Genomic DNA, 26,850 nt, shown 5'->3' with positions numbered 1-26,850 from the left:
CCTCCTTTCGACGTCGGTTGCGACCCCCGACGCTAGCGGAGGTCGTCGCCGGAGGTCAAGCGATTTCCCAGAATCGGCCGACATCCGGGCGCGTCGTGAAGGCGGACGCGGCTCGCCGCCGCGGTTTTCCGCGGATCCTGGACTAGCGTGAGGCGAGAATTCGACCGGGCGGGAAGGCGGGTGACATGCACCTGAAGAGCGTGACGCTCAAGGGCTTCAAGTCCTTCGCCCAGTCGACGACCTTCGCTCTCGAACCCGGCGTGACCTGCATCGTGGGACCGAACGGCTCGGGCAAGTCCAACGTCGTCGACGCTCTCGCGTGGGTGATGGGGGAGCAGGGTGCCAAGACACTGCGCGGCGGCAAGATGGAGGACGTCATCTTCGCGGGCACCTCCACCCGCGGGCCCCTCGGCCGCGCGGAGGTCCAGCTGACGATCGACAACGGCGACGGCGCGCTGCCGATCGAGTACAGCGAAGTCACCATCAGTCGGACGCTGTTCCGCACGGGTGCCAGCGAGTACGCCATCAACGGCCAGACCTGTCGACTGCTCGACGTGCAGGAACTGCTGAGCGACTCCGGACTCGGACGCGAGATGCACGTCATCATCGGTCAGGGGCGCCTCGACACGGTGCTGCAGGCGACCGCCGAAGACCGCCGCGGCTTCATCGAAGAGGCCGCAGGAATCTTGAAGCACCGCCGCCGCAAAGAGAAGACCGTCCGCAAGCTCGAGGCGATGGAGACCAATCTCACCCGCCTCAGCGATCTCGCCGGAGAGCTGCGGCGGCAGCTGAAGCCCCTCGGCAAGCAGGCCGAGATCGCGCGAGAGGCGGCGACCATCGCCGCGGTCGTCCGTGATGCGAAGGCGCGGCTGTACGCCGACGACCTGGTGGCACTGCGCACGCAGCTCGCGGATGCCGCACGTACCGAGAGCGAGCGGCACACGGAGCGACTCGGTCTGCAGGAGCAGTCGGACGGCCTTCGCCGACGCGTCGAGCGACTGGAGAACGATCAGCGTTCGGAGGCCGTCGACCGCGCCCGCGGCGTCGCGTTCGCCCTCGAGCAGGTCCAGGAGCGCCTGCGCGGCCTGTACTCCCTCGCGGGTCAGCGCCTGACACTGTTGGCCGACGAGGGGGGCGACACGGCGGGCTTCGCCCCCACCGTCACCCCGTCGATGATCGACGACGTCCGGGCCGAGATCGACGACATCGCCACGGGGCTCGGTGACGCGCAGGACGTCGCGGCCGATGCCGCCCGCGCGGTCGTCCGCGCACGCGCCGACCTCGACGCCCTCGACGTCGACATCGCCGCGCAGAGCGCGCTCGTGTCCGAACACGACATGAGGATCCAGACGCTGCGCGGAACGGCGAATGCCGCGGACTCCGCGCTGGTCGCGGTCCGCGCGGGCGTGGAGCGGCAGCAGCGGGCCCTCGACGCGGCTCTCGTGCGCCGGGCGGAGGCCGAACGGGCGCGTGCGGAGCTCGATCCGCGGGACGCTCCCGACGCCTCCTCAGCCGAGCACGCCGCAGCCTACGAGCGTGCCCAGCGCGACGCGAACCACCTCGAGGCGGCCGTCGCGGGACTGCGGGAGCGCCTGCACGCCGCCGAGCGGGAGCGCGACGCCCTCTCGGCGCAGACCACCGCACTCGGACGCGCCCTCGATGTGCGAAACGCCGCCGCCGACCTGCTGGCGGCCGGGGGAAGCGGTGTGCGCGGCCTCGTGGGCGACGACGTGAAGGTCACCGCGGGGTACGAAGCGGCGATCGCCGCAGCGCTCGGGTCGCTCGCGGAAGGACTTCTCGTCGACGACACCGCGGCCGCATTCGCATCCGCGCGGGCCGCGAGCGACGGTGATCTCGGTGTCGTCGAGATCGTCATCGCCGACGGCGCCCCGGCCGAGGCCCCATTCCGCGTGGCGGGGACCGTGCCCGCGGTCGAGGTGGTCGTCGCCTCGCCGGGGGTGTGCGGCATCCTGTCGCGGACGGTCGTCGCGGAGGATCTCGCCGCCGTTCGTGAGATCCAACCCCTGCTTCCCCCCGAGGTGACCGTGGTGACGCGCGCGGGAGAGGTCGCCACCTCGCGGACGCTGCGGTCCGGATCAGGATCGGGCCGGTCACGGTTGGAGCTCGCCGCTGAGAGGGACGCCGCGGCGGAGCGGCTCGATGAGATCGTCGTCATCGCGGACTCGCTGCGAGAGGCCCTCGCGGACGAACAGCGCGCGCTCGCCGACGCCCGTCACCGAACGAAAGAGGCACTGTCGACGCTGCGGGCCCACGACGCCGCGTCGGCCGCCCACGCGGAGAAGGTCAACCGCGTGACGGTGCGACACGAGGCAGCGATGGCCGAGTGCGATCGCCTCGCCGCCGGGCTCGCCCAGACCGAGACGGCCGTCGCCGAGGCGGAGGGCTCCGCGCGTCGTGCCGACGACGCACTGTCCCGTGCCCTCGAGGCTCCGCGTCCCCTGCTGGATGCCTCGGCGCGCGCAGGCTTGGCCGCCGAAGTGGATGCGGCGCGCGAGGCGGAGATGCGGGCACGTCTCGACATCGAGACGTTGAAAGAGCGCGTGCGTGCGGGAGACGCCCGCATCGTGCAGCTCGAGCAGCAGCGCGAGCGCGAACGCGCGGCCGCAGCCGAGGCCGCCCGTCGCGCCGTCATCCGCAGGGCGCAACGCGAGGTCGCGGCCGACGTCGCCGGACAGTTGCCCGCTCTTCTCGACTCGGTCGACCGGTCGGTCAGCCAGGCGCGCGTGGAGCTCGCGGCAGCGGAGTCGGCGCGCACGGCGATCACCGAGGAGCTTGCGCGCGCCCGCGCCGACGACGCGCGTGTGCGTGAGCGGCTGGCGCGCGTCACCGAAAGCGTGCACGGACTCGAACTGCAGATGCACGAGAAGAGGCTGCACGTCTCGAGCCTGCTGGAGCGTGCGCACTCCGAACTCGCGCTGGAGGAGTCCATCCTGCTCGCCGAGTACGGTCCCGATCAGCTCGTTCCCGGCGCCGATGACGGCGACGGCGAGCCGTTCGACCGTGACGCCCAGAAGCGCCGGCTCCAGGATGCCGAGCGCAAGCTGTCGCGGCTGGGCCGCGTCAATCCGCTCGCGCTCGAGGAGTTCGCCGCACTCGAACAGCGCCATGCATTCCTCACCGAGCAGCTGGCCGACCTGCAGCAGACCCGCGCCGACCTGCAGACGATCATCGCCGACCTCGACGAACGAATGCAGACCATCTTCGTCGCCGCGTTCGAGGACACCCGAGCCGCCTTCACCGAGATCTTTCCGATCCTCTTCCCCGGCGGGTCCGGCAGTATCTCGCTGACCGATCCCGAGTCGCCGTTGACCACGGGTATCGAGGTCGCCGTGCGCCCCGTCGGCAAGAAGATCGAGCGCCTTTCGCTCCTGTCCGGCGGTGAGCGGTCTCTCGCGGCCGTGGCGTTCCTGACGTCGATCTTCACCGCCCGCCCGAGCCCGTTCTACATCCTCGACGAGGTCGAGGCGGCGCTGGACGACGCCAATCTCGGACGCCTGCTCGGCGTGTTCGAGAAGCTGCGGGCCAGCAGCCAACTCATCGTCATCACCCACCAGAAGCGCACGATGGAGATCGCCGACGCGCTCTACGGCGTATCCATGCGTCAGGACGGTGTGTCCGCCGTCGTCGGCCAGCGGGTCGGAGAGCGCGCAGCGGGCGGAGCGTCGACAGCCGCGCGCGACGAGACCGCCCCCGTAAGCTGAGGCAATGGCTGAGAACTCCTGGTCGCTGGGCCGCGCGCTGCGCGGGTTGTTCGTCAAGCCCACGATCGACGAGACGACGTGGGACGACCTCGAGACGGCGTTGCTCACGGCCGACTTCGGTCCCGACGTCACGGAGCGCCTGATCGACGAGCTGCGTGAGAAAGTGGAGCGCTATCGCACCACCGATCCGCGCGATCTGCAGCGGATGCTGCGCGAGACGCTCGAAGAGCACTTCGCGAAGTTCGACACGACGCTTCGTCTCACCGAGCGCCCCGCTGTCGTGTTGGTGGTCGGCGTCAACGGCGTGGGCAAGACCACGACGATCGGCAAGTTCGCCAAGTTCCTGCAACGCTATGGTCGCACCGTCGTCGTCGGCGCGGCCGACACCTTCCGCGCCGCGGCCGTCGACCAGCTGGCCACCTGGGCCGAGCGCGGGGGAGCGACCATCGTGCGCCCCCAGCACGAGGGCCAGGACCCGGCATCCGTCGCCTTCCAGACCGTCGCCCACGCGAAGGAGACGGGCACCGAGATCGTGCTCATCGACACGGCCGGTCGCCTGCACACCAAGGGCGGGCTCATGGACGAGCTCGGCAAGATCAAGCGCGTGGTCGAGAAGCAGGCTCCGATCAGCGAGGTGCTCCTCGTGCTCGATGCCACGACCGGCCAGAACGGTCTCATGCAGGCGCAGGCGTTCCTCGACAGTGCGGGAGTGACGGGTCTGGTGCTCACCAAGCTCGACGGGTCGGCCAAGGGCGGCTTCGTGCTCGCGGTGCAGGAGCTCACCGGCATCCCGGTCAAACTCCTCGGGCAGGGTGAGAATATCGGCGATCTCACGGGCTTCACCCCGCACGTTTTCGCGGCCTCCCTCGTCGACTGACGCGGCGGCGCCGACGCCTCGGCCGCGGTCGGATGCCGCGGTGGTGCGCGGCGATGCTCGGCCGTCGCCATAGCGCACCCGCGACCTCGGGCGGGTCGTCTTCCCGAAGCCCGACCGGCCTGCTTACATGGAGTCATGGCCATCGAGCACGACTTCTTCGGACTCCTCGAATCCGGGCCCGACGGGTCCATCTTCTGGAGTGAGAACGTGGAGTTCGGCGACCAGAGCGTCACGGTCGACCTGACGGCCCCCGATCAGGACGACGTGTCGCCCGAGGCCCTCGACGTCGCGGCATCCCTGGTCTCGTCCCTCGAGTCGATCGATCTCGCGGCTCGCAACGCCATGGTCGACGAACTCGACTCCCGCACCAGTGAGGTGACCGAGTACATCCTGCAGCAGCAGGCGACCCTCGGCGAAGAGCTCGACGACCTGCTGTCCGACGTCACCGGCGACACCCATATCGACGTCATCAAGGCTCTGCAGTTCATGAGCATGACGATCCTCGCCGACGAGCACGGCGGTGCCGACCCGTTCGCGGTTCTCGAGTACGCGCTCGACCCCGACGCGACCGACGACGTGCTGCTGGTGAACCTGGCCTCCGACGGACGCGTGCAGTCGGTCACCAGCGCCGACTGAGCGCACGCCGGCCGCTCCACCCTCGGCTTTGCCCGTCGACACCGCTCGTCCCCCGGATGCCGCGCAGCCCACCGGACGGCGCGTCGAGACGCTCCCGTCGACCTGCGCACACCGTGCCCGACCGCCGGGCTACACCGCCTGGGCGAAGCCGGCGTCGGCGGCGGCGATGTCCTTCGCCAGGTGCGCGAGGTGCGGGGGGATCTCGCGCCCCTTCGACACCATCGACTGCGCCCACAGGCGCCCCGCGCGGTACGACGAGCGCACCAGGGGACCGGCGAGCACGCCCAGGAAGCCGATCCGCTCGGCCTCCTCCTTGAACTCGACGAACTCGTCCGGCTTGACCCACCGCTGCACGGGAAGGTGACGGGGGGTCGGGCGCAGGTACTGCGTGATCGTGATGATGTCGGTGCCGGCCGCGTGCAGGTCTTCGAGAGCCTGTACGACCTCTTCGGGCTCCTCGCCCATGCCCAGGATGAGGTTCGACTTCGTGATGAGACCGGCGTCGCGGGCGGCGGTCAGCACTCCGAGCGACCTATCGTAGCGGAAGGCGGGGCGGATCCGCTTGAAGATGCGCGGCACCGTCTCGACGTTGTGCGCGAACACCTCGGGGCGCGACGAGAACACCTCGTCGAGGTGCGAGACATTCCCCGAGAAGTCGGTGGCGAGGATCTCCACGCCGGTGCCGGGGTTCTCAGCGTGGATGCGCCGCACCGTCTCGGCGTGCAGCCACGCGCCCTCGTCCGGCAGGTCGTCGCGCGCGACGCCCGTCACCGTGGCGTAACGCAGCTGCATCCGGGTGACGCTCTCGGCGACGCGGCGGGGCTCGTCGCGGTCGTAGTCGGCCGGCTTGCCCGTGTCGATCTGGCAGAAGTCGCACCGGCGCGTGCACTGCGAACCGCCGATGAGGAAGGTCGCCTCGCGGTCCTCCCAGCATTCGAAGATGTTGGGGCAGCCCGCCTCCTGGCACACCGTGTGCAGGTCCTCGGTCTTCACGAGTTTCTGCAACGCCGTGTATTCCGGGCCCATCTTGGCCTTGGTCTTGATCCACTCGGGCTTGCGCTCGATGGGCGTCTCGGCGTTGCGCACCTCCAGCCGGAGGAGCTTGCGTCCATTGGGGGCGGTGGATGCCGCCGCCCCGGCCGCCCCGGTTCCGCAGGCGCTCACGCGGGGACCGCCGCGTACTCGGCGCGGAACACGCGCTCGATCGCCGGGACGAGGTCGGCGGGGGAGACGTCGGCGCCGACCACCTCGCTCACGGTCGTGACTCCGGCATCCGTGATCCCGCACGGGACGATGTGCCGGAATCCGGCGAGGGTGTTGTCGCAATTGACCGCGAAGCCGTGCATCGTCACTCCCTTTTCCACGCGGACGCCGATGGCCGCGACCTTGTCGACCCCGAGGGGCCGTTGCACCCACACGCCACTGCGCCCGTCGACGCGGAAGCCGTCGACCCCGTACTCGCGCAGCGCGTCGATGAGCAGCGCCTCGAGCCGACGCACGTGGGCGACGACGTCGATCGGCTCGGGCAGGCGCACGATCGGGTAACCCACGAGCTGGCCCGGACCGTGCCACGTGATCTTGCCGCCGCGGTCGACGTCGACCACCGGCGTGCCGTCGTCGGGTCGCTCGTGCGCCTCGGTGCGCTTACCGGCGGTGTACACGGCTTCGTGCTCGAGCAGCAGCAGGGTGTCGGGCCGTTCGCCGCCGACCACCTCGGCATGGATACGGCGCTGGTGAGCCCACCCGTCGAGGTAGGGCACGTACAACGGGGCGAGGCCCGCCAGGTGGATGTCGATCATCGACCGCCTCCGATGTTGGATGGAGTCCAACAATACACGCGAGCGACCCGTCTAGTCTGGGGCCGTGACCCCCGAGCCCCGCAGCGGACGCCCCCGCGCCTCCTCCCGCGAGGTGCTGTCCGAAGCGGCGTGCGAGCTCTTCCTCGAGCAGGGCTACGACGCGACGAGCGTCTCCGACATCACGCGTCGCGCCGGGGTGAGCCGTTCGAGCTTCTTCAACTACTTCGCGGCCAAGAGTGACGTGCTGTGGTCGGGTTTCGACGAGCAGGTCGCCGCGGGCGTCGCGCTCCTCCATGATGGCGCCGACGTCGTCGCCGCCCTGTCGACGATCGGCCGGGGGCTGACCCCCGATGCTCTCGCCCTGGCGATCACCAATGCCGACGCCATGGACATCGCCGCAGAGCTCGACCGCGACCGCGCCGTGCGGCAGTTCCGTCTGCAACAGCACGTCGCTGCCCGCTTCGCGCGAGAGGGGATGCCGCGCCTGCTCGCCGAGGTCCGCGCGGGCGCGCTGTCGGCCGCGGTACTGGCGGCGGTCTGGTCGTGGGCGGACCGCACGGCGACGGGGCGCCCCCTCGACGAGGTGCTCGCCGAGGCTCTCGCCCTCGTCTGACGCGCAGCCCGAGTCAGCCCGACCGGCCGAGCGCCGTCGCGTCCGGCATCACTGCGTGCCCTCAGCGGTTCGCGAGAGGTTCGTGGCATCCGGGGTCGCCGGGCTGAGGGTGTGCGCATCGCCGAGATCGTAGTGCGGGCGGCCTCGCGTCGCGCCGCGGGTGCGTCACGCGGAGATTCGCGCGAGGTCCTGGCATCCGCGGGCGTGGGGCTGAGGGTATGCGGATCGCCGGGCTCCGGCGGCGGGGGAAGCCCGGCGCGAGGCGGCGGCAGCGTCGTCGGCGGCGCCCGCGTAAACTCGTTGCATCATGGCGACTTTCGGCACCCTCTCCGACCGGCTCACAGAGACCTTCCGCAACCTCCGGAAGAAGGGCCAGCTCACGCCCGCCGACGTCGACGGGACGGTACGCGAGATCCGTCGCGCCCTTCTCGACGCCGACGTGGCGCTGCCCGTGGTCAAAGAGTTCACCGCCGCCGTGCGCGATCGTGCGCTGGGCGACGAGGTCAACCGCGCGCTGAACCCCGCGCAACAGGTCGTGCAGATCGTCAACGACGAGCTCATCGGCATCCTGGGCGGCCAGCAGCGACGGCTGCAGTTCGCCAAGAACCCGCCCACGGTCATCATGCTGGCGGGGCTCCAGGGTTCGGGTAAGACCACCTTCGCGGGCAAGCTCGCCAAGATGCTCGAAAAAGACGGGCACACGCCCCTCCTGGTCGCCTGCGACCTTCAGCGCCCCAACGCCGTCAACCAGCTGCAGGTCGTCGCCGAGCGTGCGGGAGCGGCCATCTACGCTCCCGAGCCCGGCAACGGCGTCGGCGACCCGGTCACGGTGGCCCGCGACGGCGTCGCGTACGCCACTCGCCAGCAGCACGACATCGTCATCATCGACACGGCCGGTCGCCTCGGCGTCGACGCCGAGCTGATGAAGCAGGCGTCCGACATCCGAAAGGCGACTCAGCCCGACGAGGTGCTCTTCGTCATCGACGCGATGATCGGTCAGGACGCCGTCAACACGGCCAAGGCCTTCCAGGACGGCGTCGACTTCACCGGCGTGGTGCTGTCGAAGCTCGACGGAGACGCACGAGGCGGTGCCGCTCTCTCGGTCGCCTCGGTGACCGGTCGCCCCATCATCTTCGCGTCCACCGGCGAGGGTCTCGACGATGTCGAGCCGTTCCACCCGGACCGCATGGCGTCGCGCATCCTCGACCTCGGTGACATCCTCACCCTGATCGAGCAGGCGCAGAGTGCGTTCGACGAGGCCGAGGCGATGAAGGTCGCTGAGAAGCTCGCGACCGACACCTTCACCCTCGAGGACTTCCTCGAGCAGATGCAGCAGATGAAGAAGATGGGCTCCATGAAGAAGATGCTCGGGATGCTCCCGGGTATGGGAAACATGAAGCAGCAACTCGAGGACTTCGACGAGCGCGAGATTGATCGCACCGAGGCCATCATCCGCTCGATGACGCTCGGCGAGCGTCGCAACCCCAAGATCCTCAATGGGTCGCGCCGCCTGCGCATCGCCCGCGGTTCGGGCATGACGGTGACCGACGTCAACCAGCTCGTCCAGCGTTTCGATCAGGCCGCCAAGATGATGAAGACCGTCGCCCGCGGCGGTGTGCCCAACATCCCCGGCATGGGCCCGGTGGGCGGCAAGCCCGGCGCCTCGTCCAAGCGCGGCAAGCAGCAGAAGGCCAAGGGCTCGCGTTCGGGCAACCCGGCCAAGCGCGCGGCCGAGAACGCCGGTATCGCGGCGGCGGCGCCGGCGACGGGGTCCGGTTTCGGCCTGGGTGGTCAGGCGGCGCCGAGCGAGGCCGATCTCGCCGAACTGCAGAAGATGCTCGGCCGGGGCTGACCGGACGGCTGCCCCCTCAGGTCAGCACGCCGGCGCGCTGCAGCACCGACATCACCGACTGCTCGATCGCCTTCTGCCCGCGCGCGGTCGGGTGCACGTCGTCGTCCTGCATCCATTCGGGGTGTCCGGCCAGTGGCTGACCGACGTCGATGTAGGTGCCGCCGACCGACTCGACCGCGTCTCGTAGCGCATCGGAGGTGACCCCGGTGTCGTCGGGGACCTCTGGATCGTCGTTCCAGATGGTGCTGAGACCGACGATGCGTGCGTCGGGTGCGGCCGCGTGCAGGCTCTCGAGGGTGCTGGCGGTGTCGAAGCGGATCTCGTCCCCGTCCTGCCAGAAGTCGTTGCTGGAGGACTCCACGATCAGCAGGTCGGGCTGCAGGGCGGCGACGGCGGGGACGAGACCTGAGTAGGGCGTTCCGCAGTCGCCCTGCACCACGAAACCCATACCGGGGCAGGCGAGGTTGATCACGGAGAGGTGCGTTCCCTCGGCCAGAAGTCGTGGCCATGCCTCGCTCGCCGTGAGGCCGAACCCCGACATCAGCGAGTCGCCGAGCGTGACGACGCGCTCGCGCGATGACGAGGTCGGCGCTACCTCGGTCGATGACGCCGCGGCGGATGACGTCACGGACGTCGAGGGCGCCGGTGACGGGGACGCCGTCGCCCCCGGCGCGACGGATGCCGAGGGCGTGCCCGCGGCCGCGACGACGGGCTCCGCCGCGCATCCGGTGAGCACCGCCGCGACCGCAGCCGCCAGGGCCACCAGGGAAACCGCCGAGGCGCGGCGTCCGGAGATCATGTCGAGATCCTACGATCGTGCGCCTATGAGCCGGCGTCGAACGCGTCTCACACGCGAAGGGCGGCCAGGTGCTCGCGGAGCGTCGGTCCGCCGCGGAATTCCCGGATCAGGTGCTGCACGACCTCGCGCAGATCGCCGTCGGCGGCCTCCGCCACCGCGATCTGACGCGCCGAGCTCCCGCCCGTGGCGAGGATCGTCTCCAGGCTCGCGAACTCGCGCGCGCACTTCAGCTCCAGGGCGACGTCGGCCAGCTCCTCCATGGTCTCGCGCAGGTGCTCGACGACCGGTCGTTGCGTTCCCGCACGATCGACGATCACCCGGGCGTCGAGGCCGTAGCGAGCGGCACGCCACTTGTTCTCCCGGGCGTACCACGGCGGGATGCCGGGGAGCTCGCGTCCTTCGTCGAGGAGGCGCGAGAAATGCTCGACGAGGGTCTGCGCGAGAGCGGCGACGGCCGCGAGTTCCGGCAGGGTGGACATGCCGTCGCAGGCGCGGATCTCGACGGTGCCCCACTTCGGCGCCGGACGGATGTCCCACCGCACCTCACTGGCATCCGCCATCACCCCGGTGCGCACCATGTCGTCGAGGTAGCCCTCGAAGTCGTCCCAGGTCTCCAGCTGCCAGGGCAGGCCCGCGGTCGGGAGCTGCTGGAACACGAGGGCGCGGTTGGAGACGTATCCCGTGCGGTCCCCGGCCCAGAACGGGCTGGATGCCGACAGCGCCTGGAGGTGGGGGAGGTACACCGTCAGCGCGTTGATGATTGGCAGCACCTTCTCGACGTCGTCGACGCCGATGTGCACGTGCACGCCCCAGATCATCATGTTGCGTCCCCACCACTGCGTTCGCTCGATGAGGGTGTGATAGCGCGTCTTGTCGGTGACCTGCTGGTCGTACCACTGCGCGAACGGGTGGCTGCCGGCGCACAGCAGCTCCACGCCGCGGGGCTCGGTCTCGTCGCGGAGGGCGCCGATGGCGTCGCCGATGTCGTCGACGGCTTCCGCGACCGTGTGCCCGACGCCGCTGGTGACCTCGACGGTGTTCGTCAGCAACTCGCCGGTCACGGTGAAGCGTTCGAGCGACGTCCGGTCTTCGAGGTGCTCGAGGATCTCCGGAGCGCGGGGGACGAGATCGCCCGTGTCGCGGTCGGCGAGCATGAGCTCCCACTCCAGACCCACGGACGAACGCGTCGATGCAGCGAACGGCAGCCTCATGCGGCTCAGTCTGACACGACGTTCTCGGCGGGTGCCGCTCCGCTACTCTGCGCGACGAACCGTGTCGTTTCGCTTCGCCTGTCACGGTGAGTCGAAAGGATCTGGCAGAATAGAGGGTCGGACCCACCACTCGACCCTCTATCCAGTGGCGGTCCCCCCTTTTGAGCTTCCGCCGGGTGTGCACCCCACGCTCCAGGCGTCCGGTTCGTTCATCTTCATCATCAGGAGTCATCGTGGCTGTCAAGATCCGTCTCAAGCGCCTCGGAAAGATCCGCGCGCCCTACTACCGCATCGTCGTCGCCGACTCGCGCACCAAGCGCGACGGTCGTGTCATCGAGGAGATCGGCAAGTACCACCCGACCGAGGAGCCCTCGTTCATCGAGGTCGACTCGGAGCGCGCGCAGTACTGGCTGTCGGTCGGCGCACAGCCCACCGAGCAGGTCGCCGCCATCCTCAAGCTCACGGGCGACTGGGGCAAGTTCAAGGGCGACGCGAACGCCGTCTCCACCGTCAAGGTGCGCGAGCCCAAGGCCGCGTTCGAGGCCGACACCTCGAAGAAGTCGGTCGTCAAGCCCAAGGCCGAGAAGAAGGCCGACGAGGCCCCGGCTTCGGCTTCCGCCGACGACGCCGCCGAGACCTCGGCCGAGTAATCCTCGTGCTGTCTGCCGCGCTCGAACACGTCGTCAAGGGGATCGTCGATCACCCGGACGCCGTGACCATCCGTTCCAGCACGTCTCCCCGCGGAGATGTGCTGGAGGTTCGCGTGCACCCCGATGACCGGGGTCGCGTGATCGGGCGCGGCGGACGCACCGCCAAGGCGCTGCGCACGCTCATCACCGCTCTCGCCGACGGCCGCCGCGTGCGCGTCGACGTCGCCGACGACTGATGTCGGCCGGCGACAACGCGGGCCCTCAGCCCGCCAAAGCTCAGCTCCGCGTCGGACGGCTCGTCAAGGCCCACGGGCTCAAAGGCGCGTTCAAGCTCGAGTTGTACACCGACGACCCCGACGGACGCTTCGTCGCGGGAAATTCTTTCACCCTTCAGGTTCCGGAGTCCTCGCCGTGGCACGGCCGTGAGCTGACGGTCCGCGAGTTCCGCTGGATGAACTCCCACCCCGTCGTCTTCTTCGAGGGCGTCGACGACCGCAACGCCGCCGAGGCACTCGTCAAGGCGATCCTCTGGATCGACCAGGACGCCGAGGCCGCTCCCGCCGAGGACGACGCCTGGTACGACCACCAGCTGGTCGGTCTCGAGGTCGTGCGCGACGGTGCCGTCATCGGCCGGGTCGCCCGGGTCGATCACTTCCCGGCGCAGGACCTCTTGATCGTGCGCCCCACGGGCGAAGACCGCGAGGTGCTGGTGCCCTTCGTGAGCGCCATCGTGCCCGAGGTCGACATCGCCGGTGGACGGGTGGTCGTCACTCCGCCGACGGGGCTCTTCGAGGAGCTCCCCGCCGAGGCCGACGATGAGCCCGAGCCCACGGACCTCGCCGACGAGGCCGACTCCGCGAGCGATGCCGAGCCCGCCGATGCGGCCGTGCCCACCGACCCGGCAGAGTCCGACGTCGCAGACTGCCGCACGCGCGAGGACTGACGTGCGCATCGACATCGTGTCGATCTTCCCCACGATCTTCGACGCCCTCGAGGTGTCGCTCCTGGGCAAGGCGCGGCAGAGTGGTCTGCTCGACGTACGCGTTCACGACCTTCGCGAGTACACGTACGACCGTCACCGCACGGTCGACGACACGCCGTACGGCGGCGGTGCCGGCATGGTGATGAAACCCGAACCCTGGGGTGAGGCGCTCGACACCGTGACCCGCGACGCCGCCCAGCGGCCGGTGATCGTCTTCCCCTCGCCCGCGGGTGAGCGCTTCACCCAGGCCATCGCCCGCGAGCTCTCGACCGCTCCCCACCTCGTGTTCGGATGCGGACGCTACGAGGGCATCGACGAGCGCGTATTCGACTACGCCGCCGAGCTGGGCGACGTCCGGCTCATCAGCCTCGGCGACTATGTCCTCAATGGGGGAGAGGTCGCCGTCATGGCGATGGTCGAGGCGATCGGGCGACTCATCCCGGGCGTCGTCGGCAACCCGGAGAGCCTCGTCGAAGAGTCCCACGAAGACGGGTTGCTGGAGTACCCGTCGTTCACCAAACCCGCCGTCTGGCGCGAACGCGAGGTGCCGCCGGTGCTGCTGAGCGGCAATCACGGTGCGGTGGCGACGTGGCGGCACGAGCAGCAGCTCGTGCGCACTCGCGAGCGGCGCCCCGACCTGCTTCCCGACTGACGCTCGAGCTGATCAGCTGACGTGTCGGTCGGCTCGGGCGCCGAGGCTGCGGCATCCAGGATCTGTGGCGTGACCGCACGTCCCTCGGGCTCGGAGAAGGGGAAGGATCTCGCATTGGTCAGCGCGGATTCTGCGAGGGACCTGCGTTTCTGCGAGCTTCCGTGGAGCCAAGGCGGGCTGGACGTGCCGGATGCCGCGACCCGGGGCCGCGGCATCCGCTGATCTTCGTCAGTCGACGCCGAGGAACGACCGGTCGGTGAGCACGATCGGCCCCTCGGGCGTGATCGCGACCGTGTGCTCGGAGTGCGATCCGCGCGAGCCGTCGGCGCTGCGCAGAGTCCACCCGTCGGGGTCGGTAACGAGCCGGTCGGTGGTGTGGAGGAACCACGGCTCGAGAGCGACCACGAGTCCCGCGCGGAGCGGATAACCCCGCCCCGCCTTGCCGTCGTTGGCGACGTGGGGGTCGCCGTGCATGGTGCGACCGACGCCGTGACCGCCGAAGTCGGTATTGATCTTCAGGTCTCGAGCGTGAGCGACCGCGGCGATGGCGGCGGAGATGTCGCCGATCTTGTTGCCGACCGTGGCGTGGTCGATGGCCGCGGCGAGAGCCCGCTGAGTGGTGTCGATGAGGGCGAGGTCTTCGTCGCGCGCGGTGCCGACCACGAACGAGACCGCCGAGTCGGCGACCCACCCGTCGACGGAGGCGGCGAAGTCGAGAGAGACGAGGTCGCCGTCGCGCAGCACGTAGTCGTGGGGGAGGCCGTGCAGCACCGCGTCGTTGATGGAGGTGCACAGCACCTTGCCGAACGGGCTCGCGCCGAACGACGGGTGGTAGTCGATGTAGCACGACTCCGCGCCGGCCGCGCGGATCATGTCGTGAGCCCGACGATCGAGGTGCAGCAGGTTCGTTCCCACCTTGGTCTCGTCGCGCAGCGTGGCCAGCACCTCAGCGACGAAACGGCCGGCGGGCCGCATCGCGTCGATCTCGGCCGGGGTGCGCAGTTCGATCATGGTGGGATCCTTTCGTCGAACCTCCATTGTCTCCGATGGATGCCGGATGCCCGGGTACCGCGGCATCCCGACGGGCCAGAGGATTCTCAAAGGCGCCGCACATCGACCGGCCTTAACATCGCCTCATGGTGCTGCGCCGATTGTTCCTCCGCTGGTTGTTCCCGGCCGCCTTCGTGTTGCCGCTGTGGCTCTTCGTCGGCTGGATCGTGTTCTCCGGAGGCAGCGGCTGGGCACTGCTGTGGCTGTTCGTCGCCGTGCCCGCGGTCTTCGTGTCCCAGCTCTTGCTGTCGCTGGTGATCCGTGCCCGCACGAGTGTCCGCGAGAGCCGAGCGGTGTCGTGGCGCGACGTCGCGGGTCTGGGCGTCTGGCACCTCGTGATCGTCGCGCTCGGAGTATTCGACTCGCGGGTGTTCTTTCCGTTACTCGTGCTGTCGATCGTGGGCGCGTTGCTGCTGTTCTGGTCGTCGCTGGCACAGCTGTGGAACGAGGCGCGCGGCGCCGTGACGGTGCTGCACACCTCCGACGGCACGGCCTACATTCCGCCGACGCGGGAGCGCACGCAGCCGCCCGTCGCGGGCGAGGTCATCGTCGTGCCGGAGAATCGCCGCCCTGGCTGAGACCTCTCCGTGCGGTCGCCCACCGTTTTGGCTGCGCGGGCCCGGCGTGGCAGAATAGGCACTTGTGCCCTGACCGGCTCTGCCTCAGGGGAGTCACGTCGCATCCGCGGCCTCGGGCACGCCTCATCCTTTTCCCCTTTATCGTGCGATCGACCTGTGGCGGTCGCAGGAAGTGACGATCATGCAGATCCTCGACTCCGTCGATGCGGCTTCGCTCCGCTCCGACATCCCCGTCTTCGCTCCCGGCGACACCGTCAAGGTGCACGTGAACATCACCGAAGGCTCCCGCTCGCGTATCCAGATCTTCCAGGGCGTCGTCATCGGCCGTTCGGGCGATGGCGTCCGCGAGACCTTCTGCGTCCGCAAGGTCAGCTTCCAGGTCGGCGTCGAGCGTACCTTCCCGGTCCACAGCCCCGTGATCGACCACATCGAGGTCGTCACCCGCGGTGACGTTCGTCGCGCCAAGCTCTACTACCTCCGTGCCCTCCGCGGCAAGAAGGCCAAGATCAAGGAGAAGCGCGACCGCTGAGTCCGCTCTCTGGAACGCCCCGTGGGTTTCACCCATGGGGCGTTCGGCGTTTTCGCGGGCGGCGCGGTCACCGTGCGGTGCGGGGGTGTGCGACCCTGGTCTGTGCGGTTCGCTCGGCGTGCGACGAACCCGGTGAAGGAACACATGAGCGACCAGACCGCCTCGACCCCGGATGCCACGGCATCCGCATCGACCGAGCGGCGCCGCCGCGGATGGGGCGCCTTCCTCCGCGACCTGGTCGTCATCATCGCGATCGCCCTGCTGGTGTCGTTCCTGGTCAAAACCTTCGTCGTGCGCTCGTTCTACATCCCGTCGGCGTCGATGGAGAACACACTCCTGATCAAGGACCGCATCCTCGTCGACGAACTGACCCCCCGTTTCGGCGAGTACTCCCGCGGTGACATCGTCGTCTTCCGCGACCCGGGCGGCTGGCTCCCCTCGAAGCCCGTCGAGGAGCGTTCGCCGGTGGTCGAGGGGGCAGATTGGGTGCTCTCCCTCTTCGGCCTCTCAGCCCCCGACAGTGACGACCACCTCATCAAGCGCGTCATCGGCACGTCGGGGGATCACGTCGTCTGCTGCAACGCGCTCGGGCAGACGACCGTGAACGGCGTGCCGCTCGACGAGAGCTACGTGCGCCTCGCCCCGGGGGCCACCGCGCCCGACCCGGTGCCGTACGACGTCACGGTGCCCGATGGGTCGCTCTGGGTGCTCGGTGACAACCGCAACAGCTCGCGCGACTCCCGATTCAACCAGGATCAGCCGAGCCAGGGTTTCGTGCCGGTCGACAACGTGGTGGGGCGTGCCTTCCTCATCACCTGGCCGTTCACGCGCTTCGGTCTGATCGACTTCCATCACGAGGTGTTCGCGGGGGTTCCCGCTCCGGGCGCGCCGTGATCGAGCCCACCCTCACCCTCGAGCGTCGCGTGCTGAAGGAGCACGCGATCGTGATCGCGTGCGACGAGGTCGGTCGCGGTGCACTGGCCGGGCCGGTGGCGGTCGGGGCGGCGGTCATCGATCCGGCGCGCTCGCGCAAGCGGGTGCCGGTGGGCCTGCGGGACTCCAAGTTGGTGCCCGAGGCGCGCCGGCCCGAGGTGGCGGCGCGGGCCGCGGCCTTCGTGCAGCACAGTGCCGTGGGGTGGGCGAGCTCCGTCGAGATCGACGAGATCGGCATCATCCGCGCCCTCGGTCTCGCCGCCGTCCGGGCCATCGCCGACCTGCGGGCGCACGGTGTCGTGCCCGAGGAGGCGCTCGTGATCCTCGACGGCAACCATGACTACATCACCCCGGCGGGCGAGTCCGGTCTGACCGTCAGACCCATCATCAAGGCCGATCGCGACTGCGCGAGCGCCGCCGCGGCATCCGTGATCGCCAAGGTCGCGCGCGATACGCTCATGACCGGGCTGCACGACGACCTTCCCGCCTACGGCTGGGCGCGCAACAAGGGCTACGCGAGCCTCGACCACCGCGATGCGATCACCGCGCACGGCATGAGCGTGCATCACCGGCACTCCTGGGCGATCGCGGCTGCTCCGACCCTGTTCTGACCGGGCGACGGCTGCGGCAGTCGCTCCGTTCCGACCGGGCGGCCGACGGTGGGGCGGAGGCGGCGGCGACCGACGGTGGGGCAGGTGCCGCGGCGACGGACGGTGGGGCGGAGGCGGCGCCGGCCGGCGGTGGGACGGGTGCCGCGGCGACGGACGGTGGGGCGGAGGCGGCGCCGGCCGACGGTGGGACGCGGCCGGCGTGCGGTGGTGTGGCGCGAACGTTGCGCGCGGCGGCCGTGGGGACGCGCCCGGGCGGGCGCCCCCGTGCGGCCCGCGCGGTGACGCGCACCTAGGATGGGAAGACCATGGATGACGACGTCTTCGAGGACTACGACCGCGAACTCGAGCTGGCCCTGTACCGCGAGTACCGCGATGTCGTGCGCCAGTTCACTTACGTGATCGAGACCGAGCGTCGGTTCTATCTCGCGAACGACGTCAACGTCGTGCGCCGCGACACCGAGCACGACTTCTACTTCGAGATCTCCATGACCGATGTGTGGGTGTGGGACATCTATCGCGCCGACCGGTTCGTGAAGTCGGTACGGGTGCTGACGTTCAAGGACGTCAACGTCGAAGAGCTGTCGCGGCACGACTTCCAGCTGCCCGACGAGCTGTCACTCGACAACTGAGGTTCCTCCCCAGGGGGCTGATCACGCTCCCTGTCCACGGATGATTCCTCTCGCCCGACGGGCCGGGCGATCCCGGTGCGACCCTCTCGGGTATGGCAGCGAAAGACGACCTCGGCCGAGCCGGGGAAGACCGCGCCGTCGCCTATCTGACGGGTGACGGCTACCGAATCATCGCCCGCAATTGGCGATGCCCCCAGGGTGAGATCGACATCGTCGCCGAGCGGGAGGGCACGCTCGTCGTCGTCGAGGTGAAGACCCGGCGCAGCGAGGACTTCGGGCACCCCTTCGAGGCGATCGACAAGCGCAAGGCGACGCGTCTCTGGCGGTTGGCGATGGCGTGGATCGCCGCGCATCCCGATGCCGCGCGGGGGCGGCGACTACGTGTGGATGCGATCGGCCTGACCGGGGGAGATCCGGCTACGGCCCGACTCGAGCACCTCGAGGACGCCCTGTGACCGTCGCACGCACCTGGGCCGTGGCCCTCACGGGGCTGCGCGGAGATCTCGTCGAGGTGGAGGCCGACGTCTCGTCGCAGACGCCGGAGTTCTCCATCATCGGCCTGCCCGACAAGGCCCTCGGCGAGGCCGGACGGCGTGTGCGCAACGCGTGCACGAACCGCGGTCTCGATCTGCCCAAGCGACGGATCACCGTCAACCTCTCGCCGGCGAGTCTGCCCAAGCGTGGCTCTGGATTCGATGTGGCGATCGCGATCGCCGCGCTGGCGACCTCGGTCCGGATGGATGCCGCCCGCGTCGCGACGACGGTCCACATCGGCGAACTCGGGCTCGACGGGCGGCTGCGGCCGGTGCCCGGAGTCCTTCCCGCGGTGGTCGCCGCGCAGCGCGCCGGACACGGACGGGTCGTGGTCCCGGCGGGCAACGCCGCGGAAGCCCGGCTCGTGGACGGCGTCGAGGTGTTCGCCGCCGTGTGCCTCGCCGAGGTCGTGCGGTGGCACGGGGGGAGCAGCGATGCGATCGAGCTCGCCGCGGTCGAGGCCCCCTCGAGCGTCGACATCGAGGACGCACCGCTCGACCTCGCCGATGTCGTCGGACAGCCCGAGGCCGTCGATGCCCTCGTCGTCGCGGCTGCGGGCGGGCACCACATCCTCATGAGCGGGCCGCCCGGCGCGGGCAAGACCATGCTCGCGCGCCGGCTCCCCGGCATCCTTCCGCCGCTCGACGACGAGGCGGCCCTGTCGGTCGCCTCGGTCCGCTCGCTCGCGGGCGATGCCGTGACGCGGCTCTCGCGCACGCCGCCGTTCGAGAGCCCTCATCACGGCGCAACGGCGGCGGCGCTCATCGGCGGGGGTTCGGGCATCGTGCGTCCGGGCGCCATCGCCCGGGCGAGCGACGGGGTGCTCTTCCTGGACGAGGGGGGTGAGTTCCCCGCATCTGTTCTGGACGCGCTGCGACAGCCTCTCGAAAGCGGCATGATCCAGGTGCATCGCTCGGGTGTTGCGGCGACCTATCCCGCTCGGTTCCAGCTCGTCGTCGCAACCAACCCCTGCCCCTGCGGTCAGTACGGCGTGGTGGGAGGTCTGTGCGAGTGCGCACCGCAGGCCATCCGCCGGTACACGCGCCGCCTCTCCGGTCCGCTTCTCGACCGGATCGACATCGATCTCCGGTTGCAGCGGGTCTCGTCGGCCCGGCAAGAAGTGGACGCACGCATCGTCACCTCCGCCGAGGCGCGCCGCCGTGTCGCCGAGGCAAGGGACCGCGCCGCGCGTCGGTGGTCATCGACGCCATGGCGTCGCAACGCCGACGTTCCCGGCACGTGGTTACGGGGCCCGGCCGCCCCGCCCGCCGAGGTCATCCGGCCGCTCGACGTGGCGCTGCGCCGCGGCGCGTTGACGCTCCGCGGCTACGACCGACTGCTGCGCGTCGCGTGGACAGTCGCGGACATCGCCGGCCACGACCGGTTGCAGCTCGACGACGTCGGACGCGCGCTGTACCTGCGTCAGGGGGCGGGCGCGTGATCGCCCTCGATGCAGCCGCGGCGACGGCGGCCTTGCGCGGTGTCCGCGGTGCGGAGGCGCGCGCCGCCGAGGACGCGTACGCCCGCGCGGTGTGGAGTGTTCTCGTCGAGCCCGGCGACGGCACGGCCGGAGCGTTCGTCGCGGAGCTCGGTGCGGCCGAGGCCCTGCGTCACATCGCCGACTCCACCGATCCGGGCGTGCAACGGGCGCGGGCGCGGTGGATGCCTCGTCTCCAGCCGGGGGCAGTGGAGGCGGCCCTCGACGCAGCCCGACGTTGCGGGGCGACGCTCGTCGTGCCGGGCGATGCCGCATGGCCGTCGCGTCTCGACGACCTCGGCGTGCACGCGCCGATCGCGCTGTGGCGGAGGGGCGCGGGGGCGGATGCTGAACGGCCCGCCGTGGCCCTGGTCGGCGCTCGCGCGTCCACCGCCTACGGCGAGGGAGTGGCGGCCGATCTGGCGGCCGACCTCGCGGGAGCGGGTGTGACCGTCGTATCGGGGGCCGCGTACGGCATCGACGGTGCGTGCCACCGGGCGGCCCTGTCGACGGGTGGCACCACGGTGGCCTTCCTGGCCGGCGGTGTCGATCGTCCGTACCCCCGCGGTCACGAGGGCCTGCTCGCGCAGATCGCCGCCACCGGAGCGGTGTGGAGCGAGACACCGTGCGGTTCCGCACCCACCAAGTGGCGTTTCCTGGCCCGCAACCGTCTGATCGCGGCGATGGCCGACGCGGTCGTGATCGTCGAGGCGGGGTGGCGCAGCGGCTCGCTGAACACCGCCGCACATGCGGCGACCCTGGGGCGGGCCCTCGGTGCTGTCCCCGGTCCCGTGACCAGTGCCGCGTCCGCCGGGTGCCACCGCATCCTCCGGGAGTTCGATGGAGCGTGCGTCACATCCTCGGCCGATGTCCTCGAGATGATCGGCGAGCAGGGAGCACCACCCCCCGCGGGCGAGCAGGCCCGCACCGACGCCACCACCCGCCTGCTCGACGCGCTGTCACCGCGTACGGGCCGCACATCCGACGACGTTGCCCGTCGGAGCGGGCTCGCCCCTGAGGAAGCGGCGGTCCTGCTGGGGTTCGCCGAGCTGGAGGGCCGGGTTCTGCGCGACGACGACGGGGCGTGGCGCACGGTCCATCGCGACGCGGCGGAGGCGCGACGGACGGGGTGAGGCACGGGTGGGCCGAGGTTCGGCGCTCACAGGCGCCGCCGCTCTTCGCTTCATCGGGTCGTTGACGCGGGCATCACCACTGGCGCCGCCCTCCGCTTCATCGGGGCGTTGACGCGGGCGTCACCACTGGCGCGGCTCCCGGCAGGATCGGAGGGGCGTGGAGCCGCTCGGCCGGTATGAGAGATCCGTTGCTCGGTCAGGATGTCGTCCGCTGACCAGCGCGACGGTCCGACGAGAGCTCCGTGGTCTCCCTCGTCGATGGCCGGTCAGTCGGCGCGGGACGCATGTCCCACGCTCGCACCAGGGCAGGCTGGACGAATGCGCACATCGGAGGTCGTCGAGGGGTACCTCGCCCATGTCGCCGACGTACGGCGCCTTTCGCCCGCGACCGTGCGCGCCTACCGAGCCGACCTCGCCGCCTTGGTCGCCGCGGTGGGTGATCGAGCGATCACGGGTATCGACATCGACGATCTGCGCGAGTGGCAGTGGCAGGCGACGAAGGCGGGGCAGTCGAAGGCCACCGCCGCCCGGCGTACCTCGACCGTTCGCGGGTTGTTCGCCTGGGCGGCCGAGCAAGGGCTGGTGACGGTGGATCCGTCCCAGCGGATGGTGTCGCCCAAGCGCGGGCGTACGCTTCCGGCGGTGGCCACCGTCGACGCTCTCGACGCGGTGCTCTCCGATGCCTCCGTGCGGGCAGCTGATGGCGACGCGATCGCCCTGCGCGATCACGCACTCCTCGAGACGCTGTACGGCTCCGGGGCCCGGGTGTCGGAGATCTGCGGTCTCGACCTCGATGACATCGATCACGAGCGCCGGACACTGCGGCTGCACGGTAAGGGCGACAAGGAGCGGGTCGTGCCGTTCGGCCTTCCCGCCGAACACGCTCTTCAGGCCTACCTCGTCCGTGCTCGTCCGGTCCTGTGGGCCCGTCGGTTCGCCGGCGAAGACTCCGCGGCGCGCACGAGCGATAACCCTTCGCAACCGGACCGTGACGCGGGGACCGCCGACTCACGCGCAGTGTTCCTGGGGGCTAAGGGCGGTCGGTTGGGCCCCCGCGCGGTGCACGCATTGGTCTCGCGGACCGTCGCCCCTCGCGTCGGTGCCGAGGTGCTGGGCCCGCACGCCCTCCGCCATTCGGCGGCGACGCATCTGCTGGACGGCGGGGCCGACCTGCGCGCCGTGCAGGAGATCCTGGGTCACGCGAGCCTGGGCACGACGCAGATCTACACGCACGTCTCAGCGGAGCGCCTGCGTGAGGCCTACCGGCTCGCGCATCCGCGGGCCTGACGGGCCGGGCCGCGTCGCGCGCCGACCCCCTGCGTCGCTCATCCTCGGCGGGAGACGTCCCCCTGGCGACCCTCTGCCACGGGCTCTACCGTGAAACCATGCATTCCCGCCGCCTGCTCCTCGCGCCGCTCGGAGCGGCAGCCCTCGCGACGTTCTTGGCGGGATGCATCGTCGTCACCGCGCCGCGCCCGGTCGAAACGCGCCTGCCGCCCGGCTTCGACGGCCAGACGACGCTGCCCACCGCCCCCTCGTCGACGGCCACGCCCGTCCCCGCCGCCCCGGTGCCCGCCACCACGACTCCCGCACCGGGAATCGGCGAGCTCGCGTGCGGAGACGGCGGCGCTCAAACCGTGTCCGGCGCCGAGCAGACGTTCCGCGTCACCGGCGCCTGCAGCGAGCTGACCGTCTCCGGCTCCGCACTCACGGTCGATGCGTCGGCTGCGACCGTCACCACTCTCCGCATCTCAGGGGACCGCATCCGCATGCAGATCGCCGGCGCCGACACCGTGGTCGTGGAGGGGAGCGACGGTACCGTGACCTCGGCGGCGGGCATCGGCCGCCTCGAGATCTCGGGCGATCGCACCACGACCGAGGCGATGACGGGAATCCCCTCGGTCACCGTTCGCGGACAGGACAACGTCGTGCGCTCCGGCGGAGGCGTCGGGTCGGCGGTCGTCTCAGGGAGCGGCAACTCGATCCGCTGATCGAGCGCCCTCAACAGCACGGCAGCAGGACCGCCCGCGGCACGCCGCCGAGGAGCCGTAAGGGGTTGATGTACTCGCCGTCCAGGCGTACCCCGAAGTGCAGCGTCCCGGGCGCGGTGTGTCCGCCGGCCGCGAGCAGACCCACGGGCGCGCCCCGCGGGACGCGATCGCCGACCGCGAGGTCGGATGCGACGGGCTCGAGGGTCGTGACGAGCCCACCCCCGTGATCGATGGTGACCACCGATCGCCCCGCGACCTGGCCCGCAAACGCGATATACCCGTCGGCGGGGGAGTGCACCGTGTCTCCAGACGCCAGATCGATCCCCCGGTGGCCCGGGCCGTAGGCGTGGGCGGGGGCCTCGTAGGCGCGCACCACTCGGACCTGATCGACGGGCCAGACCCATCCGAGGTCGGCGAGGGGATCGTGTACGGCGAGCAGCAGCGTCGCGAAGAATGCCAGAGAACGAAGGGATGCCGAGATCATCGGCAGAGTCTGACGTGCCGACGGAGCTCTCCGGGTCGCGTCGAGACGGGCCGGGGACGGACACGCGGCGGGGAGGAGGCGTCCTGTATGCTGGGGGATGCATCCCGCATGTCGGGATGACTCCGCGTGCCCAGAGCGCATCGCACCGTCTTCCGAGACAGTGCACCGCGTGGCATCCACACCCCATGGTCCTCCGCTCCGGCGGGTGGCGGGTGTGCGCCGGGCACCAGGCTCGTCGGGCCAACCGCCTGACGCGAACAACCACAACCACGGTGCGAAAGCGCCCAGAAACAGGAGTACGACCATGGCCGTCGTCACCATCCGCCAGCTGCTCGACAGCGGCGTTCACTTCGGACACCAGACCCGCCGGTGGAACCCGAAGGTGAAGCGCTTCATCCTCACGGAGCGCTCCGGCATCCACATCATCGACCTGCAGCAGTCGCTCGGGTACATCGACAAGGCGTACGAGTTCGTCAAGGAGACGGTCGCCCACGGCGGCACCATCCTCTTCGTCGGTACCAAGAAGCAGGCGCAGGAAGTCCTGGCCGAGCAGGCCACCCGCGTGGGCCAGCCCTACGTCAACCAGCGCTGGCTCGGTGGCCTCCTCACCAACTTCCAGACGGTGTCCAAGCGCCTCGCCCGCATGAAGGAGCTCGAGGAGCTCGACTACGAGAACCCCGCCGAGAGCGGCTTCACCAAGAAGGAACTGCTGCTCAAGAAGCGCGAGCTCGACAAGCTGCACAAGTCCCTCGGTGGTATCCGCAACCTGCAGAAGACCCCGTCGGCCATCTGGGTCGTTGACGCCAAGCGCGAGCACCTCGCGGTCGACGAGGCCAAGAAGCTCGGCATCCCCGTGATCGGCATCCTCGACACGAACGCCGACCCCGACGAGTTCCAGTACCCGATCCCCGGCAACGACGACGCGATCCGCTCGGTGAGCCTGCTCACGCGCATCATCGCCGACGCCGCCGCCGAGGGCCTCATCCAGCGTCACCAGCCCGCCGGTGAGGAAGAGGCCGCCGAGCCCCTCGCCGAGTGGGAGCGCGACCTGCTCGAGTCGGGTGCACCGGAGCAGTCCTCCGCCGAGACCGAGAAGGTCGCCGACGCCGCCGAGGCGAGCTCCGAGGAGTCCGAGCTCGTCGCCGACGAGCAGGCCGCCGAGGGTCAGGCCGCGACCGAGTCCGCTGACGACGCCGCCGGCGCCGAGGCTCACGACGAGGCCGTCGCCGCCGAGTCGGGCGAGAGCGCGACCGAGGTCGCCGACGCCGAGGCCGCCGACAGCAAGTAAGCCGCGAGGCGCGTCGTTCTCCTCCGCGTGAACGACGCGCCACCCGCACAGGCTACGATCCGGCGGGGTCGTGACAGCCGCCTCCTCCGGAGGACGGCGACACGGCCCCGCCGGGCTCACATCGAGAACGAAACGACAAGGAGACCGCCACACCATGGCAAACTTCACGATCGCCGACATCAAGGCGCTGCGCGAGCAGCTCGGCACCGGCATGGTCGACACCAAGAAGGCGCTCGAAGAGGCTGACGGCGACGTCGAGAAGGCCGTCGAGATCCTGCGCCTCAAGGGTGCCAAGGGCAACGCCAAGCGCGCCGACCGTTCGACCAGCGAGGGCCTCGTCGCCGCTCGCGAGGTCGGTGGCACCGTGACGCTGCTCGAGCTCGCCTGCGAGACCGACTTCGTCGCCAAGAACGAGCGCTTCATCGCTCTGGCCGACAAGGTCGTCGACGCGGCCGCCGCCGCCGGTGCCGACTCGGTCGAGTCCGCGCTGGCCGCCGACGCCGACGGCAAGACCGTCGAGCAGCTCATCTCCGACGAGGCCGCCATCATCGGCGAGAAGGTCGAACTGCGTCGCGTGCGCACGATCTCGGGCGACAAGTTCGAGGTCTACCTGCACAAGACCAGCAAGGACCTGCCCCCGCAGGTCGGCGTGGTCCTCGCGTACACGGGTGACGACGCCGAAACGGCGCGCTCCATCGCTCAGCACATCTCGTTCGCCAACCCCTCGTACCTCACCCGCGACGCCGTGCCCGAGGCAGACGTCGACAAGGAGCGCGAGATCGTCACCGAGATCTCGCGCAACGAGGGCAAGCCCGAGGCCGCGCTGCCGAAGATCGTCGAGGGACGCGTGAACGCGTTCTTCAAGCAGGTTTCGCTCCTCGACCAGGACTACGCGAAGGACAACAAGCTGTCCGTCGCGAAGGTCGCGTCCGACGCCGGTCTCACCCTGACCGACTTCGCCCGCTTCAAGGTCGGCGCGTAACCCGCGTATGACGAGGCCCGGGATGCCATGGCATCCCGGGCCTTTTCCCTGCCCGGGGGTCGTATCGGTCGGCGCGGGCGGGAAGCTAATTTGTTCAAGACGAGAGGACACCACACGTGATCGATGAAGCCAGCACGCGGCGCCGAGTACTGCTGAAGCTGTCGGGGGAGGCGTTCGGGGGCGGCCAGTTGGGCGTGAACCCGGATGTCGTGAGTCAGATCGCGCGGGAGATCGCCGAGGCGGTGGACCGTGTCGAGATCGCGATCGTGGTCGGTGGAGGCAATTTCTTCCGCGGCGCCGAGCTGAGCCAGCGCGGCATGGACCGCGGGCGCGCCGACTACATGGGCATGCTCGGCACCGTGATGAACTCCCTCGCGCTCCAGGACTTCCTCGAGCAGGCGGGAGCGGCTACCCGCGTCCAGTCGGCGATCTCGATGACCCAGGTCGCCGAGCCCTACATCCCGCGTCGCGCCGTGCGCCACCTCGAGAAGGGGCGCGTCGTCATCTTCGGCGCCGGCGCGGGACTGCCGTACTTCTCGACCGACACCGTCGCGGCGCAGCGCGCGCTCGAGATCGGCGCGACCGAGGTGCTCGTCGCGAAGAACGGCGTCGACGGTGTCTACACGGCCGACCCGCGAGTCGACCCGAGCGCCACCCGGCTCGATCACCTGACCTACAACGACGCTCTGCAGAAGGGCCTGAAGGTTGTCGATTCCACCGCCTTCAGCCTCTGCATGGACAACGGCATGGACATGCGCGTGTTCGGCATGGAGCCCGCCGGCAACGTCACCCGCGCCCTCCTCGGCGAGACGATGGGCACGCTCGTCACCACGTGACG

Annotated in this window: 28 protein-coding genes; 22 read left to right on the top strand and 6 right to left on the bottom strand. The window is 70.2% G+C overall.

The annotated features are described in order from the left end of the window. The first annotated feature begins 185 nt into the window (after positions 1–185). The 3 genes from smc to MT347_RS03395 all read left to right on the top strand — a co-directional run bounded on the left by smc (position 186) and on the right by MT347_RS03395 (position 5,235). Positions 186–3,722, top strand: coding sequence for a chromosome segregation protein SMC (gene smc, locus MT347_RS03405; RefSeq protein WP_243498087.1), 3,537 nt, complete (start codon positions 186–188; stop codon positions 3,720–3,722). Positions 3,723–3,726: 4 nt separating this feature from the next. Then, positions 3,727–4,599, top strand: a complete 873-nt coding sequence (gene ftsY, locus MT347_RS03400) for a signal recognition particle-docking protein FtsY (protein WP_243498085.1) — start codon at positions 3,727–3,729, stop codon at positions 4,597–4,599. Positions 4,600–4,734: 135 nt separating this feature from the next. Then, positions 4,735–5,235, top strand: a complete 501-nt coding sequence (locus tag MT347_RS03395; RefSeq protein ID WP_243498083.1) for a DUF2004 domain-containing protein — start codon at positions 4,735–4,737, stop codon at positions 5,233–5,235. Between the two features lie 129 nt (positions 5,236–5,364). Here the strand turns inward: MT347_RS03395 and lipA are convergent, their stop codons facing one another. Further along, on the bottom strand, positions 5,365–6,399 hold the full coding sequence (gene lipA, locus MT347_RS03390) for a lipoyl synthase (RefSeq protein ID WP_243498082.1): 1,035 nt from the start codon (positions 6,397–6,399) through the stop codon (positions 5,365–5,367). After that, positions 6,396–7,034 carry a lipoyl(octanoyl) transferase LipB gene (gene lipB, locus MT347_RS03385; protein WP_243498080.1) on the bottom strand — a complete coding sequence of 213 codons (639 nt, stop codon included), beginning with the start codon at positions 7,032–7,034 and terminating at the stop codon, positions 6,396–6,398. Before lipB ends, lipA begins: the two co-directional genes overlap by 4 nt. 64 nt (positions 7,035–7,098) lie before the next feature. Between lipB and MT347_RS03380 the strand changes: the two genes are divergently transcribed. Together MT347_RS03380 and ffh are read left to right on the top strand one after the other, a co-directional pair. After that, positions 7,099–7,647 (top strand): TetR/AcrR family transcriptional regulator, encoded by a 549-nt coding sequence (locus MT347_RS03380; RefSeq protein ID WP_243498078.1) that lies wholly within the window; start codon positions 7,099–7,101, stop codon positions 7,645–7,647. Positions 7,648–7,954: 307 nt separating this feature from the next. Continuing rightward, positions 7,955–9,499, top strand: a complete 1,545-nt coding sequence (gene ffh / locus MT347_RS03375) for a signal recognition particle protein (protein ID WP_243498075.1) — start codon at positions 7,955–7,957, stop codon at positions 9,497–9,499. Positions 9,500–9,515: 16 nt separating this feature from the next. Here the strand turns inward: ffh and MT347_RS03370 are convergent, their stop codons facing one another. Together MT347_RS03370 and MT347_RS03365 are read right to left on the bottom strand one after the other, a co-directional pair. Further along, positions 9,516–10,298 (bottom strand): SGNH/GDSL hydrolase family protein, encoded by a 783-nt coding sequence (locus MT347_RS03370; protein WP_243498073.1) that lies wholly within the window; start codon positions 10,296–10,298, stop codon positions 9,516–9,518. A 47-nt stretch (positions 10,299–10,345) separates the two neighbouring features. Then, entirely contained in the window at positions 10,346–11,509 is a 1,164-nt protein-coding gene (locus MT347_RS03365; protein WP_243498071.1) for a glutamate--cysteine ligase, read from the bottom strand. A gap of 233 nt (positions 11,510–11,742) precedes the next feature. Between MT347_RS03365 and rpsP the strand changes: the two genes are divergently transcribed. Genes rpsP through trmD form a run of 4 tightly spaced genes read left to right on the top strand, consistent with a single transcriptional unit; the run spans position 11,743 to position 13,793 of the window. Next, on the top strand, positions 11,743–12,159 hold the full coding sequence (rpsP, locus tag MT347_RS03360; RefSeq protein WP_243498069.1) for a 30S ribosomal protein S16: 417 nt from the start codon (positions 11,743–11,745) through the stop codon (positions 12,157–12,159). A gap of 5 nt (positions 12,160–12,164) precedes the next feature. After that, on the top strand, positions 12,165–12,395 hold the full coding sequence (locus MT347_RS03355) for an RNA-binding protein (protein ID WP_058231430.1): 231 nt from the start codon (positions 12,165–12,167) through the stop codon (positions 12,393–12,395). Continuing rightward, the gene (rimM, locus tag MT347_RS03350) at positions 12,395–13,102 is read left to right on the top strand and encodes a ribosome maturation factor RimM (protein WP_243498067.1); all 708 of its coding nucleotides are present in this window, start codon (positions 12,395–12,397) and stop codon (positions 13,100–13,102) included. The genes MT347_RS03355 and rimM overlap by 1 nt, the downstream gene beginning before the upstream one ends. A gap of 1 nt (position 13,103) precedes the next feature. Continuing rightward, complete coding sequence (gene trmD / locus MT347_RS03345) at positions 13,104–13,793, top strand: tRNA (guanosine(37)-N1)-methyltransferase TrmD (protein ID WP_243498065.1); 690 nt, start codon at positions 13,104–13,106, stop codon at positions 13,791–13,793. Positions 13,794–14,021: 228 nt separating this feature from the next. Here trmD and map read toward each other — a convergent pair whose 3' ends face one another. Next, on the bottom strand, positions 14,022–14,804 hold the full coding sequence (gene map / locus MT347_RS03340) for a type I methionyl aminopeptidase (protein ID WP_243498064.1): 783 nt from the start codon (positions 14,802–14,804) through the stop codon (positions 14,022–14,024). Positions 14,805–14,929: 125 nt separating this feature from the next. Here map and MT347_RS03335 point away from each other — a divergent pair, with 125 nt between their 5' ends. The 10 genes from MT347_RS03335 to MT347_RS03290 all read left to right on the top strand — a co-directional run bounded on the left by MT347_RS03335 (position 14,930) and on the right by MT347_RS03290 (position 23,258). Next, positions 14,930–15,421, top strand: coding sequence for an MFS transporter permease (locus tag MT347_RS03335; protein WP_243498063.1), 492 nt, complete (start codon positions 14,930–14,932; stop codon positions 15,419–15,421). Between the two features lie 181 nt (positions 15,422–15,602). Then, a complete protein-coding gene (gene rplS, locus MT347_RS03330; protein ID WP_243498062.1) occupies positions 15,603–15,950 on the top strand; it encodes a 50S ribosomal protein L19 in 348 nt (115 codons plus the stop codon). Between the two features lie 144 nt (positions 15,951–16,094). Further along, positions 16,095–16,844 (top strand): signal peptidase I, encoded by a 750-nt coding sequence (gene lepB / locus MT347_RS03325; protein ID WP_243498061.1) that lies wholly within the window; start codon positions 16,095–16,097, stop codon positions 16,842–16,844. Next, complete coding sequence (locus MT347_RS03320; protein WP_243498060.1) at positions 16,841–17,494, top strand: ribonuclease HII; 654 nt, start codon at positions 16,841–16,843, stop codon at positions 17,492–17,494. The genes lepB and MT347_RS03320 overlap by 4 nt, the downstream gene beginning before the upstream one ends. Positions 17,495–17,799: 305 nt before the next feature. Further along, positions 17,800–18,123 carry a DUF2469 family protein gene (locus MT347_RS03315; RefSeq protein ID WP_055836674.1) on the top strand — a complete coding sequence of 108 codons (324 nt, stop codon included), beginning with the start codon at positions 17,800–17,802 and terminating at the stop codon, positions 18,121–18,123. A gap of 92 nt (positions 18,124–18,215) precedes the next feature. Continuing rightward, positions 18,216–18,578, top strand: a complete 363-nt coding sequence (locus MT347_RS03310; RefSeq protein ID WP_243498059.1) for a YraN family protein — start codon at positions 18,216–18,218, stop codon at positions 18,576–18,578. Then, positions 18,575–20,098 carry a YifB family Mg chelatase-like AAA ATPase gene (locus tag MT347_RS03305; RefSeq protein WP_243498058.1) on the top strand — a complete coding sequence of 508 codons (1,524 nt, stop codon included), beginning with the start codon at positions 18,575–18,577 and terminating at the stop codon, positions 20,096–20,098. Before MT347_RS03310 ends, MT347_RS03305 begins: the two co-directional genes overlap by 4 nt. Beyond that, positions 20,095–21,267, top strand: coding sequence for a DNA-processing protein DprA (gene dprA, locus MT347_RS03300; RefSeq protein WP_243498057.1), 1,173 nt, complete (start codon positions 20,095–20,097; stop codon positions 21,265–21,267). The genes MT347_RS03305 and dprA overlap by 4 nt, the downstream gene beginning before the upstream one ends. A gap of 318 nt (positions 21,268–21,585) precedes the next feature. Beyond that, the gene (locus MT347_RS03295) at positions 21,586–22,554 is read left to right on the top strand and encodes a tyrosine recombinase XerC (protein ID WP_243498056.1); all 969 of its coding nucleotides are present in this window, start codon (positions 21,586–21,588) and stop codon (positions 22,552–22,554) included. A gap of 98 nt (positions 22,555–22,652) precedes the next feature. Then, complete coding sequence (locus tag MT347_RS03290; RefSeq protein WP_243498055.1) at positions 22,653–23,258, top strand: DUF3060 domain-containing protein; 606 nt, start codon at positions 22,653–22,655, stop codon at positions 23,256–23,258. 10 nt (positions 23,259–23,268) lie between these two features. Here MT347_RS03290 and MT347_RS03285 read toward each other — a convergent pair whose 3' ends face one another. Then, entirely contained in the window at positions 23,269–23,742 is a 474-nt protein-coding gene (locus tag MT347_RS03285; protein WP_243498054.1) for a murein hydrolase activator EnvC, read from the bottom strand. 304 nt (positions 23,743–24,046) lie between these two features. Between MT347_RS03285 and rpsB the strand changes: the two genes are divergently transcribed. The 3 genes from rpsB to pyrH all read left to right on the top strand — a co-directional run bounded on the left by rpsB (position 24,047) and on the right by pyrH (position 26,848). Further along, complete coding sequence (gene rpsB / locus MT347_RS03280; RefSeq protein ID WP_243498053.1) at positions 24,047–25,030, top strand: 30S ribosomal protein S2; 984 nt, start codon at positions 24,047–24,049, stop codon at positions 25,028–25,030. A 154-nt stretch (positions 25,031–25,184) separates the two neighbouring features. Beyond that, complete coding sequence (gene tsf, locus MT347_RS03275) at positions 25,185–26,012, top strand: translation elongation factor Ts (RefSeq protein WP_243498052.1); 828 nt, start codon at positions 25,185–25,187, stop codon at positions 26,010–26,012. 116 nt (positions 26,013–26,128) lie between these two features. Next, entirely contained in the window at positions 26,129–26,848 is a 720-nt protein-coding gene (gene pyrH / locus MT347_RS03270; RefSeq protein ID WP_243498050.1) for a UMP kinase, read from the top strand. Positions 26,849–26,850: the final 2 nt, after the last annotated feature.

Source organism: Microbacterium sp. VKM Ac-2923, assembly GCF_022815605.1.
In the GTDB taxonomy this organism is placed as follows: domain Bacteria; phylum Actinomycetota; class Actinomycetes; order Actinomycetales; family Microbacteriaceae; genus Microbacterium.
This window is presented reverse-complemented; position numbering and strand designations above follow the sequence as displayed.

Excerpts from the sequence above, each read along its gene's own strand:
- smc (WP_243498087.1), top strand. The coding sequence starts at position 186 with ATGCACCTGAAGAGCGTGACGCTCAAGGGCTTCAAGTCCTTCGCCCAG.
- ftsY (WP_243498085.1), top strand. The coding sequence starts at position 3,727 with ATGGCTGAGAACTCCTGGTCGCTGGGCCGCGCGCTGCGCGGGTTGTTC.
- MT347_RS03395 (WP_243498083.1), top strand. The coding sequence starts at position 4,735 with ATGGCCATCGAGCACGACTTCTTCGGACTCCTCGAATCCGGGCCCGAC.
- lipB (WP_243498080.1), bottom strand. The coding sequence starts at position 7,034 with ATGATCGACATCCACCTGGCGGGCCTCGCCCCGTTGTACGTGCCCTAC.
- ffh (WP_243498075.1), top strand. The coding sequence starts at position 7,955 with ATGGCGACTTTCGGCACCCTCTCCGACCGGCTCACAGAGACCTTCCGC.
- MT347_RS03370 (WP_243498073.1), bottom strand. The coding sequence starts at position 10,298 with ATGATCTCCGGACGCCGCGCCTCGGCGGTTTCCCTGGTGGCCCTGGCG.
- MT347_RS03365 (WP_243498071.1), bottom strand. The coding sequence starts at position 11,509 with ATGAGGCTGCCGTTCGCTGCATCGACGCGTTCGTCCGTGGGTCTGGAG.
- rimM (WP_243498067.1), top strand. The coding sequence starts at position 12,395 with ATGTCGGCCGGCGACAACGCGGGCCCTCAGCCCGCCAAAGCTCAGCTC.
- map (WP_243498064.1), bottom strand. The coding sequence starts at position 14,804 with ATGATCGAACTGCGCACCCCGGCCGAGATCGACGCGATGCGGCCCGCC.
- MT347_RS03335 (WP_243498063.1), top strand. The coding sequence starts at position 14,930 with ATGGTGCTGCGCCGATTGTTCCTCCGCTGGTTGTTCCCGGCCGCCTTC.
- rplS (WP_243498062.1), top strand. The coding sequence starts at position 15,603 with ATGCAGATCCTCGACTCCGTCGATGCGGCTTCGCTCCGCTCCGACATC.
- lepB (WP_243498061.1), top strand. The coding sequence starts at position 16,095 with ATGAGCGACCAGACCGCCTCGACCCCGGATGCCACGGCATCCGCATCG.
- MT347_RS03315 (WP_055836674.1), top strand. The coding sequence starts at position 17,800 with ATGGATGACGACGTCTTCGAGGACTACGACCGCGAACTCGAGCTGGCC.
- MT347_RS03310 (WP_243498059.1), top strand. The coding sequence starts at position 18,216 with ATGGCAGCGAAAGACGACCTCGGCCGAGCCGGGGAAGACCGCGCCGTC.
- MT347_RS03295 (WP_243498056.1), top strand. The coding sequence starts at position 21,586 with ATGCGCACATCGGAGGTCGTCGAGGGGTACCTCGCCCATGTCGCCGAC.
- MT347_RS03290 (WP_243498055.1), top strand. The coding sequence starts at position 22,653 with ATGCATTCCCGCCGCCTGCTCCTCGCGCCGCTCGGAGCGGCAGCCCTC.
- MT347_RS03285 (WP_243498054.1), bottom strand. The coding sequence starts at position 23,742 with ATGATCTCGGCATCCCTTCGTTCTCTGGCATTCTTCGCGACGCTGCTG.
- rpsB (WP_243498053.1), top strand. The coding sequence starts at position 24,047 with ATGGCCGTCGTCACCATCCGCCAGCTGCTCGACAGCGGCGTTCACTTC.
- tsf (WP_243498052.1), top strand. The coding sequence starts at position 25,185 with ATGGCAAACTTCACGATCGCCGACATCAAGGCGCTGCGCGAGCAGCTC.